Below are 15,801 nucleotides of genomic sequence, written 5' to 3'. Positions count from 1 at the left end.
CTTTTTCGCCGATTCCAACCGTTTCTTAACGGCCCGTGGGCATAGTGGGAACGAGTTTTGGGTTTGAAATGGTCAATACCGTGCGTATTACGGTTGAAAATGCGGCTGAAAAGCCGCTTGCGCCGGAATCGGGTGTGCCCCACAAGGCCACAGGATTTCTGGACCGGTTTTTCGGTCTGATGAAAGGGCAGGACGAACACGGTGAAACCCGCCGTATGTCGCTGATCGCCTTCTTCATCCGCATTGTCAGTGCCGGAATAGCCTTTCTGGCGCAGATTTTTCTTGCGCGCCTGATGGGTCAGTTCGAATACGGAATCTTCGTGTTCGTCTGGGTAATGGCGATCATCGTCGGCAACCTTGCCTGTTTCGGGTTCCACACGGCACTCATACGGTTCGTGCCGCAATACCGTGCACAAGGCGAAATTGCCAAGATCCGCGGGATTACCGTGACGGCACGGCTGTTCTCCCTCGCAAGCGCCACCATCGTGGCAGCGCTCGGAGTGGCCTTTGTCTACGGTTTTGCCGATGCGATGCCGTCCTACTATCTCGTCCCGCTGGTGATCGGCGCGTTCATCCTTCCGATGATCGCGTTGGGCGACATCATGGATGGCACCGCCCGCGCCAACAGCTGGATCGTCCAAGCGCTCACACCGACCTACCTCGCCCGCCCGTTTCTGATACCGGTCGTTATGTTCGTCGCGGTTTATCTCGGCTACGCGGCCGACGCCCGTACGGCACTGATTGCCGCGCTCATCGCCACCTACCTCACGACCCTTACCCAGTTGACCATTCTTGGATGGCGCCTGCGCAGGCGTTTCGAGGCCGGGCCGAAGGAAATCGAACTCGGTTACTGGATCCGCATTGCCCTGCCGATATTCCTGATCGAAGGTTTCTACTATCTCCTTACCAACGCCGATGTGGTGATGGTGGGGATGTTCCTGCCGCCCGATCAGGTCGCAACCTACTACGCGGCCGCGAAGATAATGGCCCTGGTCCACTTCGTCTTCTTCGCGGTGAAGGCAGGTATGGCCCCGCGCTTTTCAGCACTGGTTGCCGACGACAACACCGGCGAGCTGGCACGGATTGCAGCAACCGCGGCCTACTGGACATTCTGGCCGACAATCGCTATCGGCGGCATCGTCCTGGTGCTTGGACCGTTCCTGCTTTCCCTGTTCGGACCGGACTTCCAGGCCGGATATCCTGTCATGTTCATCCTGTTCGCGGGTGTTGCGGCCAAGGCGCTGATCGGCCCCGGCGAGACGCTGTTGACGATGGCGGGGCAGCAGAAGGTTTGCGCGCTCATCTATCTCGCGGTTCTCGTCGTCAACCTTGCCGGCAATATCCTGTTGATCCCGATTTTCGGCATTAACGGCGCGGCAACCGCGACGATGATGGCCATGTTCGCCGAGGCGGCGCTTTTATACGCCATCATACGCACACGCCTCGACATCAATATGTCCGTGTTGAGCAGGCCCGGCGCCGCGACCGGCAGGAAGGCGGGCCCGAATGTCCTCTAATCCGTTCTTGCAGGACGAACCCGGCGGCGCGGGCGGGACGGCAGTCACCAGGATCGCCGGCATCGACATCGAGCGCCCGGCTGCCGAAACCGCGGTGGAAACCGGCCGCCCATCGCGGCACCTGTGCGTCTATCCCGCGCGCGCCGGCTATGATCTTCGCCGCGAGCTGGATTATCTGACCCACCGTGCCATCGAACCGAACGTCTTCTTTTCGGCGCGCTTCATGGCGCCCGCCATGCCGCGGCTGGAGGACCGGCAGATCCGGCTGATGATCATGCGCGACGAGGACGAGCGCCGCAGCCGCCTGCGTTTCCTCATGCCGTTTTCCGTTGAACGGCCCGGTTTTTCCATCGGCGCCCCGATCATCCGGTCCTGGGCCAATGACTACGGCCCGCTGGGAACGCCCCTGCTGGATCAGGAGGGCGCAGCGGAAACGCTCGACGACCTGCTTGAGACCCTGGCCGGTGGCGCACTTGGCCTGCCCTCGGTTCTGGTGATCCCCAGCGCGCGGCTGGACGGCCCCTTCGTTCAGTTGCTGAGGGCCGTCGCCGTCAGCCGAGGCCTGCCGATCGCCGAAACGGATGTTTCCGAGCGGCCCATGCTGCACAGCGATCTTGACGGCCCCGCCTATCTCAACCGGTCGCTCTCGGCCAAGCATCTGCGCGAACGGCGCCGCCAGCGGCGGCTACTGAGCGAACGCGGTGCGCTCGCTTACGATGTCGCGCGCCAGCCGCGCGACGTACGCGAAAGAATGGAGGAGTTCCTCGCGCTCGAGGCCGACGGATGGAAGGGACGCCGCAAGACGGCGATGGTGGTCGACCGCTACCGGGCCGCCTTTGCGCGCGAAGCCATCACCGATCTTGCCGAAACGGACAATGTGCGCATCCACACGCTCAATCTCGACGGAGAGGCGATCGCCTCAATGGTCGTCTTCGTGATGAGCGGTACCGCCTATACGTGGAAGACCGCCTATAATGAGGGATTCAGCGCCTTTTCGCCCGGTCAGTTGCTGATGGACAATCTGACGGCGATTCACCTGGAAGATCCCAATATTGCGATCACCGACTCCTGCGCAGCACCGGACCATCCGGTTATGAGCCGGTTGTGGCGCGAACGCTGCAGGATGGGCACCCTCATTGTCGGCACCGATCCGACGCGCGACCGGGACGTGCGCCAGGTGGAGACGCAGTTGCATCTCTACAATGAGACCAGGAACATGGCCCGCAAGGTCCGTAACCGCCTGCGCGGTCTGACCAGGGGGCGATAGCAATCAGCCGTAGCCGCGCGCTTCGCGCACCGCCCGATCGCGCAACTCCCGGCGGATAACCTTGCCTGTCGTCGTCAACGGCATGGTATCGACGAATTCGACTTCCCGCGGATATTCATGCGCCGACAGCCGCACCTTGACCCAGTCCTGTATTTCACCGGCCAGGGCGTGGCTTGACCGGTAGTGCTTCTTCAGGACGATGTAGGCCTTGACGATCTCCGTCCGCAAAGGGTCGGGCTTGCCGACGGCCGCGGCCAGCGCGACAGCCGGATGGGCGGTCAGGCAGTCCTCGATTTCACCCGGCCCGATGCGGTAGCCGGCCGAGGTGATGACGTCGTCATCGCGCCCAAAAAACTCGATATAGCCGTCCGGATGGCGGATGCCCTGATCGCCGGTCACCATCCACTCGCCGATGAATTTCGCCCGCGTCGCGGCATCGTTGTTCCAGTACCGCAGGAACATCACGGGATCGGGACTGCGCACCGCGATCTGCCCCGGCGTGCCGGGCGCGACTTCCCGGCCTTCGGCATCGATGACGGCCACCGTGTGGCCGGGCACGGCAAGTCCGATGGCACCCGCCCTTGTGACACCGATTTGACCGCACGATGAGAGCACCAGATTGCATTCCGTCTGCCCGTAAAACTCGTTGATGGTGATCCCCAGCTCCCGCTTCGCCCACGCATAGGTCTCCTTGCCGAGCGACTCGCCGCCGGAGCCGATGGTGCGCAGCTTGAGCGAATAGCGTTCCGACGGCCGATCGACCGTGCGCAGCATCTTCAACGCCGTCGGCGGGATGAAGGCATTGCGCACCCCGGTCTTTTCCATGATGCGGAAGGCGGTGTCCGGATCGAACTTCTGCGCCGCCGAAGACACCACGGGCACGCCGAAATAAAGGGCCGGCAGCAGGACGTTGAGCAAGCCGCCGGCCCAGGCCCAGTCCGCCGGCGTCCAGAACAGGTCGCCCTGCTGCGGCAGGAACTCATGCGGAAACTGGATGCCCGGCAGGTGTCCGAGCAAGACCCGGTGCGCATGCAACGCGCCCTTGGGCGGGCCGGTCGTACCCGAGGTGAAGATCATCAGCGCCGGATCGTCAGCGCCGGTATCGACGGTTTCGAACCGGCCGGCATGATCGTCGACAAGCTGGTTGAAAGCGATGCTTCCCGGCACCTCGTCCACACTGATCACATGGGACAATTGCTCAAGCTCTCCCGCGATCTGCGCGATCTTGGCGACGCCGGAGGCATTACTGATGACACATTTCGCGCCCGAAGCGCTCAGGCGGTAAGCAAGCGCATCGACACCGAAGAGCAACGCCTGCGGCACGGCGATGGCGCCGAGCTTGTAGATGGCGACATGGGCGATCGCCGCCTCGAAACCCTGCGGCAGCAAGAGCGCGACCCGGTCACCGCGGGCGACACCGAGCGATCGCAGACCGTTGGCAAGCGCATCCGCCTTCTCGCGCAGGGCGCCATAGGTCAGTTCATCGGGATCGCGATCGGGTTGATAGTGCAACAGGCAGACACGGCCCGGTTCGCGCTCCGCCCAATCGTCGCAGACCGCCTTCGCGATATTGAAGCGATCCGGAATCTCCCAGGCGAAATCCCTGACCAGTTCCTCGTAGGTGTCACGCAAGGGAAGCATGCCCGTCTCCTCAAAGCGGCCCGCATGCGCCTGGCGCCTTGTGAACCGGATCGTGTTCGCCGTGGGTTATAGGCGTTCGCGGAATCGATGAAAAGACCGGGTGGCGCTGAGGTCGGGACGAGGGCGGGCGCTTGATTTTGGTTGCTCCGCCCGAAAGTCATCCGATACGCGGTGCTTTGATGTTCCGGGCAGGATACGTCAATTCATCCGAAGATGCTCATGGCCGAAAAGCCGGTCCTCTAACCTGCCGAGTGGCGGAGCAACGATGAAATTATAGGCCGCATGCGGCCGCGAATCAATCGTTGCAATTGTGCCACAGAAGCCCTCATTCCGATCGATATAAACGGTTTCGCAATTCCGGCATCGATGCTGAGACTGTTCTCGCGCCTTGAAGATGAACGGACCGATTTTTCAGTTTCACTTGTCGCAACACTTCGGCACAACTTGGTGAAATCTCCGATTCTCAAAGTAGAGAAAACAGCCGCCGCAAAGCCCCGGAACATACGGGCAATTTGTGAGTTGACAGCCATCCCCCGCGTCGGATGTATAATAAACGCAAATAAATCATATGCGGATAATCGTCAGAACATGAGTATTTTTCATATAGCCACTTGCCCGCATGTGACTGCGCTCCGGAGCCGGTCACCGATTTAGAGACCACGAGGAGGTCCTCCCCGGGACACGGGCCAATCTCCGCGTCCTGATCCGCCCCGGGCGCTTCGGTGTCCGGGGCGTTTTGCATTTGGTTTCGAATGGCGTGCGACAGCCGACGCTTGGACCCATTTCAATCAATCGTCATGAATCGCGAGAAGCCGCTTCAAACCAATTTGAAGCCAATCGCGGCATTTACCGCATCCGCGATCACCTTCAATGCAGCGTTGACGATCTTGGCCGCCGCCGCTTCAACGAGAGCGGTCAGCATGGCTAAAATAGCAATGACATGATATCGGGCCGCCTTGAAATGACGCCTGGCACCCGCCTTGGAAATCTCACCCTGCGCGTAGAGCCGAGCGATCATCACGATTCTTTGGGACAAACCACGAAATTCGGTTACCGCCGTACTTTTAATCGCGTTCCAACTGTTGATCGCAACCTGCGATGCTTCAGAAATCATTTGGCTGGCAAGTTGGTTGGGATTCATTTTGCACACTCCCGCTATTTGTTTGCGCGCACCGTTGTAAGCGCGACTCTCACCGACTGATCGATGCTTAATCCGTTCAGTTGAGCCACGCCCGCACTCAATCGACCGTATTCTCGATGATCTGCCTCGAGATTCTTGTGTGTTTCCTGAAGAGACCAGATCGCGACGGTGGAGCAGTTCATTCCCGCAAAAGTACCTTCATTGTTGGAGGAACTGATCCCCAAACCCGCTTCCGCCCTGTCCAGCCGTTCGACGGATGGTGTGAGAGCGGGCGTCGCGATTTTTGCCACCCTCTGCGAAGGGCATTCCCTGTCCGACAGCAGGCTGGCCCTCAACATCATGTTGGAGAGAGAAGCCGACGATGACGCGTAGTATTTCTTCGACTCGTCGGATCCGTAGCTGGACTTAGCATTGCCGGAATTCTGCTGCATCGACTTGAGAAATTCCGCAGTACTTTTCTGGAAGGAATTTAATTCGTCGTCGATGACCTTGTCATATGGCTCTCCGAATTGAACGGTCAGACAACCGGACAATGTCGCGACGACCAGAAAAACGGTCAAACTGCGCAGCATGTCTCCCCTCCCTGTTTACTGCAAATTTGAATCTCGCTAGCAATTTACACTTTAAACGCGAAAAACAGTTCTTATAAATAAGTTATGATATAAATAATCCGTAATAAAAAATAATTAAACATAAATATAATAATATTTATTATTTCTAGCAAAAATAGTAATGTATGTGGCAAAAGCCACCGAAATTATATTAAGCGTTTCCTATAAGGCTCTCTACCAATGCTAGGGGGAGTCCAATGGTTATTCCAACAACTGGATTTGTAATTCATATAATTCGAGAGCGAAATGAACGGCGGGCTAACAACAGCGGCTTTCGTTACCGCACGGTTGGCAGATACGAATGCTATTTGGATGGCACACTGGTCAATGCGCCCGACATGCGCGGTGCGACCGTCGAGCCGAGGGGGCCCGGAAACAACGGAAAGACGGGTGTGAATCGCGGCCTGCGCATTGAGGAAGGTATGTACCCGCTCGGAACGCACGGCTTCCCCGGTTCGAAGTACCACACCTTCAATTACTTCAAGAACAAGAGGCCTCGACCAGGTGTTTACGTCCACGAGACCAACAAGCGTACGGCAATCCTGATCCACCAAGGATCCGGGTTCAAGGCAAGCGTCGGCTGTATAAACCTGACCGGTTCTATTGTTGGGCCACACGATAATATCGGGCCGAACACCAGCCATCAGCGCATGCGCGCATTTATCGATTTTATGGAAGGGTCGCTGAAAGATTTTCCCGGTGGTCCGGGCGAGCGGATCAAGGATGCCTGGCTGGTCATCGACGGAGAGCCGTAGCCAAAAGGAAAAATTCTTTGGTACGGGTGGTCGGGCTCGAACCGACACATCGATTAAGATACGGGATTTTGAATCCCGCGCGTCTACCAATTCCGCCACACCCGCACGAAGCCTTGCGCCCTAGCGCAAGATCGCAGCCGGAATATACGGTGCGACGGCACCGGGTCAACCGGGATTTTCCAACCTTTCTTGCCAGCGGCGCCCAAGACGCGCCGGTAACCCATGATCAACCCGCTTTTGCTAGCTTTCACGCGCAATTGTCGGAATTCCGGTTTACGCCGTTTCCGATTCTTCCTAAAAGCGACCGCGCCAACGGGGACCATTCCATGCTCAGACGCCTTTACGACTGGACCATGTCGCTTGCCGCGACGCGCCACGCCAGGGCTGGTCTCGCCGGTGTCTCCTTCGTCGAGAGTTCCTTCTTTCCGATACCGCCCGATGTGCTGCTGATTCCGATGGTCATTGCGGACCGGCGGAACTGGTGGATGACCGCCCTGATCTGCACCGTCGCTTCCGTCGCCGGCGCCCTGCTCGGATATGCGATCGGCGCCTTCCTGTTCGAGGCCGTGGGCCAGCCGATTCTCGCCTTCTACGGCAAGGAGGACTCGTTCGAGCGCATCAGTGAATGGTACAACACCTATGGCGGCTGGGGCGTTCTCTTCGCCGCGATCACGCCGTTTCCCTACAAGGTGCTGACGATCTTCTCCGGCGCCACCGGCCTCAACCTGGTCACCTTCATCGTTGTCAGCATAATCGGCAGAAGCTTCCGGTTCTTCCTCGTCGCCTACCTGCTCTATCTCTTCGGCGAGCCGATCCGGGTCTTCATCGAAAAATATCTCGGCATACTTTTCGCCATATTCATGGTGCTACTGATCGGCGGATTTTATGCGCTGAGATTTGTTTTCTGATGGGATCGCGATGACGGAACAGACAGCACACCAGGGTGCCGGCATGGCGCTGCAGGCATTTGTCCTGGCATTGGCGATGGCCGCCGTCGTCGGCACAGCATTGGGCTTCGAGCACATCGGCGGCTATATCCCCTGCGCCCTGTGCCTGGAGCAGCGCACGCCTTACTATGTCGGCATTCCGGTGATGTTGGCCGCCGCCATCTCGGCAATGTTGAAGGCACCGCCCTTGATCACCCGCACGCTGCTGGTCGCCGGCGGCGGCCTGATGCTCTATGGCGCAGGGCTTGGCGTCTACCACGCCGGCGTCGAATGGAGCTGGTGGGAGGGTCCCGCCGACTGCGCCGGCGCCGCCGGCCTGACGACGGACGCCGGCAATCTGCTGGCCGATCTCAACGCCATCAAACCGCCGGCCTGCAACGAGGCCGCGCTTCGCGTGCTCGGCCTGTCCTTCGCCGGCTGGAACGTGATTGCCAGCGTGACCCTGGCCGCCGGCTGCCTGCGCGTCGCGTTTGCCGGCCGGGCACGGTAATCAAACGGCCTTACGGCTCCAGTTCGACATCCCAGTAAAGATAGTCCATCCAGCTTTCGTGCAGATAGTTGGGCGGAAACATGCGGCCATTATTGTGCAGATCGTGCACCGTCGGATGATAGGGCTTCTGGGCCGGGTACATGCGCGCTTCCTTCGGCATCTTGCCGCCCTTTTTCAGGTTGCATGACGAGCAGGCCGCGACGATGTTTTCCCAGGTTGTCTCTCCGCCATAGCGGCGCGGAATGACATGATCGAACGTCAGATCCCTGTCGGTTCCGCAATACTGGCACTTGAACCGGTCACGCAGGAACACGTTGAACCGCGTGAAGGCCGGATACCGGCTTGGCTTGACGTAGCTCTTGAGGCACACGACGCTCGGCAGCGCCATGGACATGCTGGGTGACGATACCCGGTGTTCATATTCCGCCAGGATGTTCACACGGTCGAGGAAGACCGCCTTTATCGCATCCTGCCAGGACCAGAGCGACAAAGGATAGTAGCTCAGCGGCCGGTAATCGGCATTCAGCACCAGCGCCGGAAGCGCGTCGGGTGAAACAGCTATCGTCAACTCACTCTCCTGAGTGATTCGCCAGATACAATCGATATATTAGGCCGGTTGTTACAGGATTGTGAAGTAATCTCAGGAAATTGACAGGATCCCGGATCAGGCCGGTGGCCGATGCGCAACACCCGGTCAGCCGGTCGGCACGGCGTCCCCGCGCCGCATCTCCGTTGCGTAGTAAGCCCAAAGAAGGCGCGCCGCCACACCGCGCCACGGCTGCCATTGAAGGGCGATTTGCCGCAACGTTTTCGGGTCCGGCCGCACCTCGAAACCAAGCGCGTGACCGGCCGCGGCCTGCAACGCCACATCGCCGACGGGAAAGATATCGCCGTGTCCCGCGCAAAACAGGAGATAGACCTCCGCCGTCCACGGGCCGATACCCTTCAGTGCCGTCATGGCGGCGATCGATTCGTCCGCTGGCATGACGCAAAGGGCCTTCGGGTCGAGCCGTCCGCCGGAAACCGCATCAGCAGCCCCCTTCAGCGTCTGTTCCTTTGCCCGAGACAGACCGATACCGCGGCACTGTGCATCGCTGAGCGCGGCAACCGCACGGGGTGTGCATTCGCCGGCCTCTTCAAGCAGGCGGCGCCAGATGGCCTCGGCGGAAGCTTTGGAAACCATCTGCCCGACAATGATCTGAGCGAGCCCCTGGAAACCCGGCGCCTGGCGGCGCAGTGGCACAGCGCCGGCCTTTTGCACGACCGGCCCGAGCCGCCCGTCAAGCCGGACCAGGGCCTCGAGGCCCTCGGCAATATCGTCCAGCGTATCGATCGTCCTGACGTGCATCATCGTTCGTTTCCAGGGCCTGACCCAATTGACGCTGCGGGCTACTTTTATTCGCACCCGGATCGATCTATTACCACCCTGTGTGCGGTTTCGGGAGGCACGAAGCCGGAATTTTCCGGAACAGGGCCGGGCGCGGATCATGACAGAAAAACAGAGGACCTTGCGCTTTGCTCCAAGCCCGAACGGATATTTGCACCTTGGCCATGTTTATTCCGCGCTGCGCAACAGGGAACTGGCGGAAAGGCTCGGCGGCAGGCTTTTGCTGCGCATGGAAGACATCGACACCGCGCGCTGCACCCCGCGATTCGAAGAGCAGATCCTGAAGGATCTGAACTGGCTGGGCATATCCTGGCAGGGCGCCGTCCGGCGCCAGAGCGCGCATTTTTCCGGATATCGAAAGGCGCTTGACCGGCTGCGGGACATGGGGCTCGTCTATCCGGCGTTCGTGACCCGCGCGCAGATCCGCAGCCATGTCGCCGAATATGAGCGCCAGGGCACAAGCTGGCCGCGTGATCCCGATGGCAGCCCACTCTATCCGGGCAACGAGCGATCATTGCCCGATGGGGACCTTGCGGCGTCGCTTGAAGCAGGCCAGCCTTTTGCCTGGCGTCTCGACATGGAAAAGGCCTGCTCGCTGGCCGCGCAGGACATCACCTGGAGCGAGGAGGGTCGCGGACCGTCCGGCGAGACCGGCGCAATCACCGCCAATCCGCGCGCCTGGGGTGACGTGATCCTGGCGCGCAAGGACACGCCGACCAGCTATCATCTGTCCGTGGTTGTCGATGACGCCCTACAGGACATAACCGACATCGTCCGCGGCCATGACCTGTTTCACGCAACATCAGTTCACCGGCTGCTGCAGGTGCTCCTTGAATTGCCGGAACCCCGCTACCGCCACCATGCCCTGCTGGTGGATGGAAGCGGGCGCAAACTCTCCAAAAGCGATGGCGATACCGCAGTTTCCGCCCTGCGGCGCAACGGCCTTTCGGCCGATGAAGTCATCCGGATATGCGAAACCGGCGCCAGGATCTGACGCCGGTTTCACCTGCATTCACGTAAGTGGCCCGCTTCAGGTTCTCAAGAACAGGTGCTTGAGCAATGCGAGGACCAACAATGACCCGAACGCCCCGACCATTGTAGAACCGACGATGATTTCCATCCGGTTCAGCGGCATGCCAACCAGTTCGGCAGTGAACAATCCGAGAGCCATGCCGGTTCCCAGAATGATCATGTTTCCAAACACGCCGAATCCGACAGGACCCATAACGCCGTCCATGGCATGGCCGACGAAGAAACAGATCACCAGGCAGGTGATCAGCAGGCCGTATGTCATTTCCGGCGACAGGTATACAAACATGTCCTTGCTCCGTCATTTGCAGACGCAGAGTCCCCGAGCCGCCCTTCTCTGAAGGTTATGCTCCGCGTGACAACTCATTTGTCGGCTCAGATGGTACCCCAAAATCCATTGGTTTTGGCCGAATCCGACAATTGCAGTTAATGCCCGATGGAACATCTATAGTGCATTTTAACCAAATTTCTGGTTAACGCGCCCGTTGCTGCAGAAACCGGTCATTCGCGCTCGGCAAGGATGGACGCGTTCAGCTCGGCCCCCAGGATGAAGATCGCTGCGACAATATACAGGAAAATCAATGCGATCATGATCGAGGCGAGCCCCGCATAGGTCGCCACATAGGTGGAAAATCTCTGCAGATAGGCGGAAAACAACAGCGCCCCGGCCATCCAGAATATCATGGTAACCATAACGCCAGGTACGATGGAACGGAACGTGCGGTAACCGGCCGGCAGCCACCGATGGCAGACAATCAGCCCGACAAACAGCACGATAACCGCCACGATCACGCGCCAGTTGTCGAGATGCGCGATCAGCTCGTCCGACCAGGGAAGCCACTTTCTCGTGAAGTCGGTCAGCAGGGGCGCAAGCACCAGAAGAAAGCTGATCGCCAGCAGGATAAGGGCCGCGATGATCACGAAACCCAGGCTCTGCGCCCGGTTGTACAGGATCGATCGCCTTTCGCTGACACGATAGGCGCGGTTCAGCGAAACCCGCAACGCCTCCACGCCATTCGAAGCAAAGAATGCCGCGGCGATAACCGAAACCGTGAGCACCCCGCCCCGATTGACCGTCAGCACTTCCAGAACCTGTTGCGAGATCGGCTCCGCGATGGGTTTGGGCCAGGTGTCGAATATGATGTGGACGGCGGTATCGGCAAAGGCATCGGCGCCAACATAACTTGCCAGCGCCGTGGCGAAGATCAGGAACGGAAACACGGCAAGCAGCGTCGACAGCGCGACATGGCTCGCCATCGCCCAGCCATCATCATCGTTGAAGTGAACGATGGCGCCCCAGATCACTTTCCAAAGCTGCCGTCCCGTCATCATCTGCCTCCGCTCATGACCACCGCTCATCGCTGGTGATCCGCACACTCCGCACCAATATCAAACGCCATCGCCATTAAGAACCGGTTTTCGGCGCCATGACCTTATCCATGCTTGTCAAACCTGTCCGGATGACGATAGAGCGTTACCGCGCAACAGCAGCCTTCCGGTCCCGGAAAGGGCGACCGGTGCCGGAGTCGTTCATGAACCAGCAAAAGACGATCATCGTAACCGGTTGTTCCTCGGGCATCGGCGCCCATTGCGCACGCGCACTCCGGAAAGACGGATGGCGCGTCTTCGCCACCGCGCGCCGGCCCGCCGACCTTGAAGCGCTCGAAAAAGATGGTCTGGAAGCCTTTTATCTGGACTACCAGGAACCGCAGAGCATCGCGGCTCTTACCGCCGCGGTCCTGGAGCGGACCGGCGGGACGCTCGATGCGCTGTTCAACAATGGCGCCTACAGTCAGGCCGGAGCCGTTGAGGACTTGTCGACCGAGGCACTTCGCGCCCAGTTCGAAGCCAATTTTTTCGGCTGGCACGAACTGACGCGAAGCATCATTCCGGTCATGCGCGCGAAGGGCCGGGGGCGCATCGTCCAGTGTTCCTCGATCCTCGGCCTAGTCCCGATGCGCTGGCGCGGCGCCTACAACGCCTCGAAATTCGCGCTTGAGGGATTGTCCGTCACCATGCGGATGGAGCTGGCCGGCAGCGGCATTCATGTCAGCCTGATCGAGCCAGGCCCGATCGAATCGAAAATCGCCGTCAACGCGCTGCATTACATTGAAAAGAACGTCGATATCGAAGGCTCGGTGCATCGCCGTGATTACGAACGGGAATTGCAGCGCATGCGCCAGGGCGGCGTGAAGTCGAAGCACAAGCTCGGCCCTGAAGCGGTTTATGAGGCGCTGACGCATGCGCTGGAAAATCCGAAGCCCAGGCCGCACTACGTTCTCACGCGTCCTGCAAAGATCGGCACGACGCTCAAGCGGCTGCTTCCGGCCGGCCTTCTTTACCGGATACTGGAAAAACGATAGGCCACTATGTCACGGGCCGGACGCTGGCAGCGACGGCGAAATCGATCTATGCGCCACACATGTCAATCGGCAGGGAACCCTCATGGCCACATTCCTCTACTATCTGATCCTGGTGGTCATGGCGGCCGTCGTCTTTGTCCTGATACGCGGCCTGTTCAACATGATGCGCGGCGGCTCGGGCAATCTGTCCAACAAGCTCATGCAATTGCGCGTCGCCCTGCAGTTCATTGCGGTCGTGCTGATTGTGGTTGTATTGTGGATCACCGGTGGCGGACGCTGATGCGAGGCAGGCTTTGGTCAGACTGAACAAAATCTACACACGAACGGGTGACGACGGGACAACGGCACTGGGCAGCGGCGAGCGCCGCGCCAAGCACGACCTGCGGATCGAGGCTTACGGCACCGTTGACGAGGCCAATGCGGCGATCGGCATGGCCCGGCTGCATACAGCCGAACTCGGTGCTCTCGATTCGATCCTTGCCCGCATCCAGAACGACTTCTTCGATCTTGGCGCCGATCTCGCAACGCCGGAGACCGACGAACCACCGGAATATACGCCACTGCGCGTGACGGAAAGCCAGGTTCAGCGGATCGAAGGCGAGATCGACGGCCTGAATTCCGGTCTTGAGCCGCTGCGTTCCTTTGTGTTGCCGGGTGGTTCGGCTGCTGCGGCGAACCTGCATCTGGCGCGGACCATCGCCAGGCGGGCCGAACGATACATGGTTGCGCTCGCCGATACCGGTGAAAAGGTCAACCCGACGGCCCTGCATTATATCAACCGTGTGTCCGATTTGCTGTTCGTGGCCGCCCGCTGCGCCAACGAAAACGGCCGCAAGGACATTCTCTGGAAGCCCGGCGAACACCGTTAGAGTGCGTCCGGATCAGATTGGGACGGCGGAGGCCAAACCATGTTCATTCCGCTGCACGACCGCAACGATCTCGATCATATTGACCGCCAATATGTCACGCTCGCCCTGATCGCCATCAATGTCCTTGTCTGGCTGGCTACGGCGCTGAGCGGCGCGAGCGGCGCCTTGACGGAAGCAGCGGTGTTGGGCCTCGGCTTCATTCCCGCCGTCGCCTATGGCGGCGCCGAGCTGGCTCCGGACCTTGCGCTCGTGCCCGAGCCGCTGACCTATGTCACCTACGCTTTTTTGCACGCCAATTTCATGCACCTGGCCACCAATATGCTTTTCCTCTGGGTTTTCGGCGACAATGTCGAGGATGCGCTCGGCCATCTGCGGTTTCTGGTGTTTTATCTTGTCTGCGCGGCGGCCGGCGCCCTGCTCCATGGCCTGCTCGATCCGGGCTCCCAGGCTCCGCTCATCGGCGCATCCGGCGCGGTGGCCGGCGTGGTGGCCGCCTATCTTGTCCTGCATCCGCGCGTTCGGGTCTGGGTGCTGGCGCTTGGCCGTATACCGCTGCCGCTGCCGGCCTGGATTCCGCTGGCGCTCTGGGTGATCTATCAGTTTGTCATGATCGTCATCGACCGCGGCGGCGGCATTTCCTGGGCCGCCCATGTCGGCGGCATCATCGCCGGCGCGATCCTCGTTGTGCTGATGAAACGGCGCGAGGTCCCGCTCTTTGATCGGCGCATCGTCTCGCCGCGCGCGGTCGCGCGCAAGGGAGCCTCCGTTCCAAACGTACCGCGCCGCTGGGGGCGCTAAGCGCCGCGCGCCACGGACACCGGTGCGTCGAATCGGCGCAATGCGATCACATACGCGATTGACGTAGGCAGTGCCTTGCAGATATGTGACTGCCCCGAGGCTCGAAATATCAAATGGTCCGGACGACTGTTGGCCAGAATTGAACATGCAGATGTCGCCTTCCAGCTATCATTCAGCATTCCGGATATGCACATTCGTGCGCACGATTTGAGAAAGGTAAGCGAATGAAAATCCTGGTCCCCGTAAAAAGGGTCGTCGATTACAACGTCAAGATACGCGTCCGGCCGGACGGTTCGGGTGTCGAACTGGCGAATGTCAAGATGTCCATGAATCCGTTTGACGAGATCTCGGTGGAAGAGGCCATCCGCCTGAAAGAAGCCGGCAAGGCCGAGGAAATCGTCGCCGTGTCCATCGGACCGGCAAAGGCCGAGGAAACCATCCGCACGGCTCTTGCCATGGGCGCCGACCGCGGCATCCTGGTACAGACGGACGACCTGGTCGAGCCGCTCGCCGTCGCCAAGATCCTGAAAGCGATCGTCGAGGAAGAAAACCCCGGCCTCGTTATCGTCGGAAAGCAGGCGATCGACGACGACGCCAACCAGACCGGCCAGATGCTCTCGGCGCTGCTCGGCTGGTCGCAGGGCACCTTCGCTTCCGACGTCGAGATCGGCGATGGCGCCGCCACCGTGACCCGCGAGGTCGATGGCGGCCTGCAGACGATCGAGATCAAGCTGCCGGCTGTCGTGACCACGGACCTGCGCCTCAACGAGCCGCGCTACGCTTCACTGCCCAACATCATGAAGGCCAAGAAGAAGCCGCTCGACAAGAAAACCACCGCCGATTACGGCGTCGACACCAGCCCGCGTCTCAAGGTCCTGACGACCGAGGAGCCGGAAGGCCGCAAGGCGGGCGTCAAGGTCGAAAGCGTCGCGGAGCTTGTCGACAAGCTCAAGAACGAAGCCGGCGTGCTTTAAGGAAAGGAGACA

Annotated in this window: 18 protein-coding genes and 1 tRNA gene; 11 read left to right on the top strand and 8 right to left on the bottom strand. The window is 60.0% G+C overall.

From position 1 onward, the window contains the following. The first annotated feature begins 68 nt into the window (after nucleotides 1-68). Both OOZ53_RS10770 and OOZ53_RS10765 read left to right on the top strand, forming a co-directional pair. Nucleotides 69-1,517, top strand: a complete 1,449-nt coding sequence (locus tag OOZ53_RS10770) for a lipopolysaccharide biosynthesis protein (protein WP_271089516.1) — start codon at nucleotides 69-71, stop codon at nucleotides 1,515-1,517. Then, nucleotides 1,507-2,784: a GNAT family N-acetyltransferase gene (locus OOZ53_RS10765; RefSeq protein WP_271089515.1), complete on the top strand. Its 1,278-nt coding sequence runs from the start codon at nucleotides 1,507-1,509 to the stop codon at nucleotides 2,782-2,784. Before OOZ53_RS10770 ends, OOZ53_RS10765 begins: the two co-directional genes overlap by 11 nt. A 3-nt stretch (nucleotides 2,785-2,787) precedes the next feature. Here the strand turns inward: OOZ53_RS10765 and OOZ53_RS10760 are convergent, their stop codons facing one another. The 3 genes from OOZ53_RS10760 to OOZ53_RS10750 form a co-directional block, all read right to left on the bottom strand. After that, nucleotides 2,788-4,425, bottom strand: coding sequence for an AMP-binding protein (locus OOZ53_RS10760; protein ID WP_271089514.1), 1,638 nt, complete (start codon nucleotides 4,423-4,425; stop codon nucleotides 2,788-2,790). Nucleotides 4,426-5,242: 817 nt separating this feature from the next. Continuing rightward, entirely contained in the window at nucleotides 5,243-5,566 is a 324-nt protein-coding gene (locus OOZ53_RS10755) for a hypothetical protein (RefSeq protein WP_271089513.1), read from the bottom strand. Nucleotides 5,567-5,580: 14 nt separating this feature from the next. Further along, the gene (locus OOZ53_RS10750) at nucleotides 5,581-6,138 is read right to left on the bottom strand and encodes a hypothetical protein (RefSeq protein ID WP_271089512.1); all 558 of its coding nucleotides are present in this window, start codon (nucleotides 6,136-6,138) and stop codon (nucleotides 5,581-5,583) included. A 347-nt stretch (nucleotides 6,139-6,485) separates the two neighbouring features. On the opposite strand from OOZ53_RS10750, the gene OOZ53_RS10745 reads away from it, so the two are divergent. Beyond that, nucleotides 6,486-6,932: a DUF5675 family protein gene (locus OOZ53_RS10745; RefSeq protein WP_271089511.1), complete on the top strand. Its 447-nt coding sequence runs from the start codon at nucleotides 6,486-6,488 to the stop codon at nucleotides 6,930-6,932. Nucleotides 6,933-6,950: 18 nt separating this feature from the next. Here the strand turns inward: OOZ53_RS10745 and OOZ53_RS10740 are convergent. Further along, nucleotides 6,951-7,037: transfer RNA gene (locus OOZ53_RS10740), tRNA-Leu, on the bottom strand. 221 nt (nucleotides 7,038-7,258) lie between these two features. Here OOZ53_RS10740 and OOZ53_RS10735 point away from each other — a divergent pair. After that, entirely contained in the window at nucleotides 7,259-7,840 is a 582-nt protein-coding gene (locus OOZ53_RS10735) for a YqaA family protein (RefSeq protein ID WP_271089510.1), read from the top strand. 10 nt (nucleotides 7,841-7,850) lie between these two features. Next, on the top strand, nucleotides 7,851-8,369 hold the full coding sequence (locus tag OOZ53_RS10730; protein WP_271089509.1) for a disulfide bond formation protein B: 519 nt from the start codon (nucleotides 7,851-7,853) through the stop codon (nucleotides 8,367-8,369). 10 nt (nucleotides 8,370-8,379) lie between these two features. On the opposite strand, the gene OOZ53_RS10725 is transcribed toward OOZ53_RS10730, so the two are convergent. Further along, nucleotides 8,380-8,937 carry an HNH endonuclease gene (locus OOZ53_RS10725; protein WP_271089508.1) on the bottom strand — a complete coding sequence of 186 codons (558 nt, stop codon included), beginning with the start codon at nucleotides 8,935-8,937 and terminating at the stop codon, nucleotides 8,380-8,382. A 126-nt stretch (nucleotides 8,938-9,063) separates the two neighbouring features. Continuing rightward, a complete protein-coding gene (locus OOZ53_RS10720; RefSeq protein ID WP_271089507.1) occupies nucleotides 9,064-9,720 on the bottom strand; it encodes a DNA-3-methyladenine glycosylase family protein in 657 nt (218 codons plus the stop codon). A 136-nt stretch (nucleotides 9,721-9,856) separates the two neighbouring features. Between OOZ53_RS10720 and gluQRS the strand changes: the two genes are divergently transcribed. Next, a complete protein-coding gene (gene gluQRS / locus OOZ53_RS10715) occupies nucleotides 9,857-10,750 on the top strand; it encodes a tRNA glutamyl-Q(34) synthetase GluQRS (protein WP_271089506.1) in 894 nt (297 codons plus the stop codon). A 36-nt stretch (nucleotides 10,751-10,786) separates the two neighbouring features. On the opposite strand, the gene OOZ53_RS10710 is transcribed toward gluQRS, so the two are convergent. Then, a complete protein-coding gene (locus OOZ53_RS10710) occupies nucleotides 10,787-11,074 on the bottom strand; it encodes a hypothetical protein (protein ID WP_271089505.1) in 288 nt (95 codons plus the stop codon). A 212-nt stretch (nucleotides 11,075-11,286) separates the two neighbouring features. After that, on the bottom strand, nucleotides 11,287-12,144 hold the full coding sequence (locus OOZ53_RS10705; protein ID WP_271089504.1) for a YihY/virulence factor BrkB family protein: 858 nt from the start codon (nucleotides 12,142-12,144) through the stop codon (nucleotides 11,287-11,289). Between the two features lie 173 nt (nucleotides 12,145-12,317). On the opposite strand from OOZ53_RS10705, the gene OOZ53_RS10700 reads away from it, so the two are divergent. From OOZ53_RS10700 to OOZ53_RS10680, 5 genes are all read left to right on the top strand, one after another. Next, nucleotides 12,318-13,148: an SDR family oxidoreductase gene (locus tag OOZ53_RS10700; protein WP_271089503.1), complete on the top strand. Its 831-nt coding sequence runs from the start codon at nucleotides 12,318-12,320 to the stop codon at nucleotides 13,146-13,148. 82 nt (nucleotides 13,149-13,230) lie between these two features. Next, on the top strand, nucleotides 13,231-13,428 hold the full coding sequence (locus OOZ53_RS10695) for a twin transmembrane helix small protein (protein ID WP_271089502.1): 198 nt from the start codon (nucleotides 13,231-13,233) through the stop codon (nucleotides 13,426-13,428). A gap of 13 nt (nucleotides 13,429-13,441) precedes the next feature. Beyond that, nucleotides 13,442-14,017, top strand: coding sequence for a cob(I)yrinic acid a,c-diamide adenosyltransferase (locus OOZ53_RS10690; RefSeq protein WP_271089501.1), 576 nt, complete (start codon nucleotides 13,442-13,444; stop codon nucleotides 14,015-14,017). A gap of 39 nt (nucleotides 14,018-14,056) precedes the next feature. Further along, on the top strand, nucleotides 14,057-14,815 hold the full coding sequence (locus tag OOZ53_RS10685; RefSeq protein WP_271089500.1) for a rhomboid family intramembrane serine protease: 759 nt from the start codon (nucleotides 14,057-14,059) through the stop codon (nucleotides 14,813-14,815). A gap of 224 nt (nucleotides 14,816-15,039) precedes the next feature. Beyond that, nucleotides 15,040-15,789 carry an electron transfer flavoprotein subunit beta/FixA family protein gene (locus tag OOZ53_RS10680; RefSeq protein WP_271089499.1) on the top strand — a complete coding sequence of 250 codons (750 nt, stop codon included), beginning with the start codon at nucleotides 15,040-15,042 and terminating at the stop codon, nucleotides 15,787-15,789. The last annotated feature ends 12 nt before the right edge of the window (nucleotides 15,790-15,801 follow it).

The sequence above is a fragment of the Allohoeflea poritis genome, from assembly GCF_027889715.1.
GTDB lineage: Bacteria > Pseudomonadota > Alphaproteobacteria > Rhizobiales > Rhizobiaceae > Hoeflea_A > Hoeflea_A poritis.
Note: the sequence above shows the minus strand (reverse complement) of the source record. Positions and strands in the feature narration are given on the sequence as shown.

What these genes read in the sequence shown, in the direction of transcription:
- OOZ53_RS10770 (WP_271089516.1), top strand. Translation starts at nt 69, where the DNA reads ATGGTCAATACCGTGCGTATTACGGTTGAAAATGCGGCTGAAAAGCCG.
- OOZ53_RS10765 (WP_271089515.1), top strand. Translation starts at nt 1,507, where the DNA reads ATGTCCTCTAATCCGTTCTTGCAGGACGAACCCGGCGGCGCGGGCGGG.
- OOZ53_RS10760 (WP_271089514.1), bottom strand. Translation starts at nt 4,425, where the DNA reads ATGCTTCCCTTGCGTGACACCTACGAGGAACTGGTCAGGGATTTCGCC.
- OOZ53_RS10755 (WP_271089513.1), bottom strand. Translation starts at nt 5,566, where the DNA reads ATGAATCCCAACCAACTTGCCAGCCAAATGATTTCTGAAGCATCGCAG.
- OOZ53_RS10750 (WP_271089512.1), bottom strand. Translation starts at nt 6,138, where the DNA reads ATGCTGCGCAGTTTGACCGTTTTTCTGGTCGTCGCGACATTGTCCGGT.
- OOZ53_RS10735 (WP_271089510.1), top strand. Translation starts at nt 7,259, where the DNA reads ATGCTCAGACGCCTTTACGACTGGACCATGTCGCTTGCCGCGACGCGC.
- OOZ53_RS10730 (WP_271089509.1), top strand. Translation starts at nt 7,851, where the DNA reads ATGACGGAACAGACAGCACACCAGGGTGCCGGCATGGCGCTGCAGGCA.
- OOZ53_RS10720 (WP_271089507.1), bottom strand. Translation starts at nt 9,720, where the DNA reads ATGATGCACGTCAGGACGATCGATACGCTGGACGATATTGCCGAGGGC.
- gluQRS (WP_271089506.1), top strand. Translation starts at nt 9,857, where the DNA reads ATGACAGAAAAACAGAGGACCTTGCGCTTTGCTCCAAGCCCGAACGGA.
- OOZ53_RS10710 (WP_271089505.1), bottom strand. Translation starts at nt 11,074, where the DNA reads ATGTTTGTATACCTGTCGCCGGAAATGACATACGGCCTGCTGATCACC.
- OOZ53_RS10705 (WP_271089504.1), bottom strand. Translation starts at nt 12,144, where the DNA reads ATGAGCGGTGGTCATGAGCGGAGGCAGATGATGACGGGACGGCAGCTT.
- OOZ53_RS10700 (WP_271089503.1), top strand. Translation starts at nt 12,318, where the DNA reads ATGAACCAGCAAAAGACGATCATCGTAACCGGTTGTTCCTCGGGCATC.
- OOZ53_RS10695 (WP_271089502.1), top strand. Translation starts at nt 13,231, where the DNA reads ATGGCCACATTCCTCTACTATCTGATCCTGGTGGTCATGGCGGCCGTC.
- OOZ53_RS10685 (WP_271089500.1), top strand. Translation starts at nt 14,057, where the DNA reads ATGTTCATTCCGCTGCACGACCGCAACGATCTCGATCATATTGACCGC.
- OOZ53_RS10680 (WP_271089499.1), top strand. Translation starts at nt 15,040, where the DNA reads ATGAAAATCCTGGTCCCCGTAAAAAGGGTCGTCGATTACAACGTCAAG.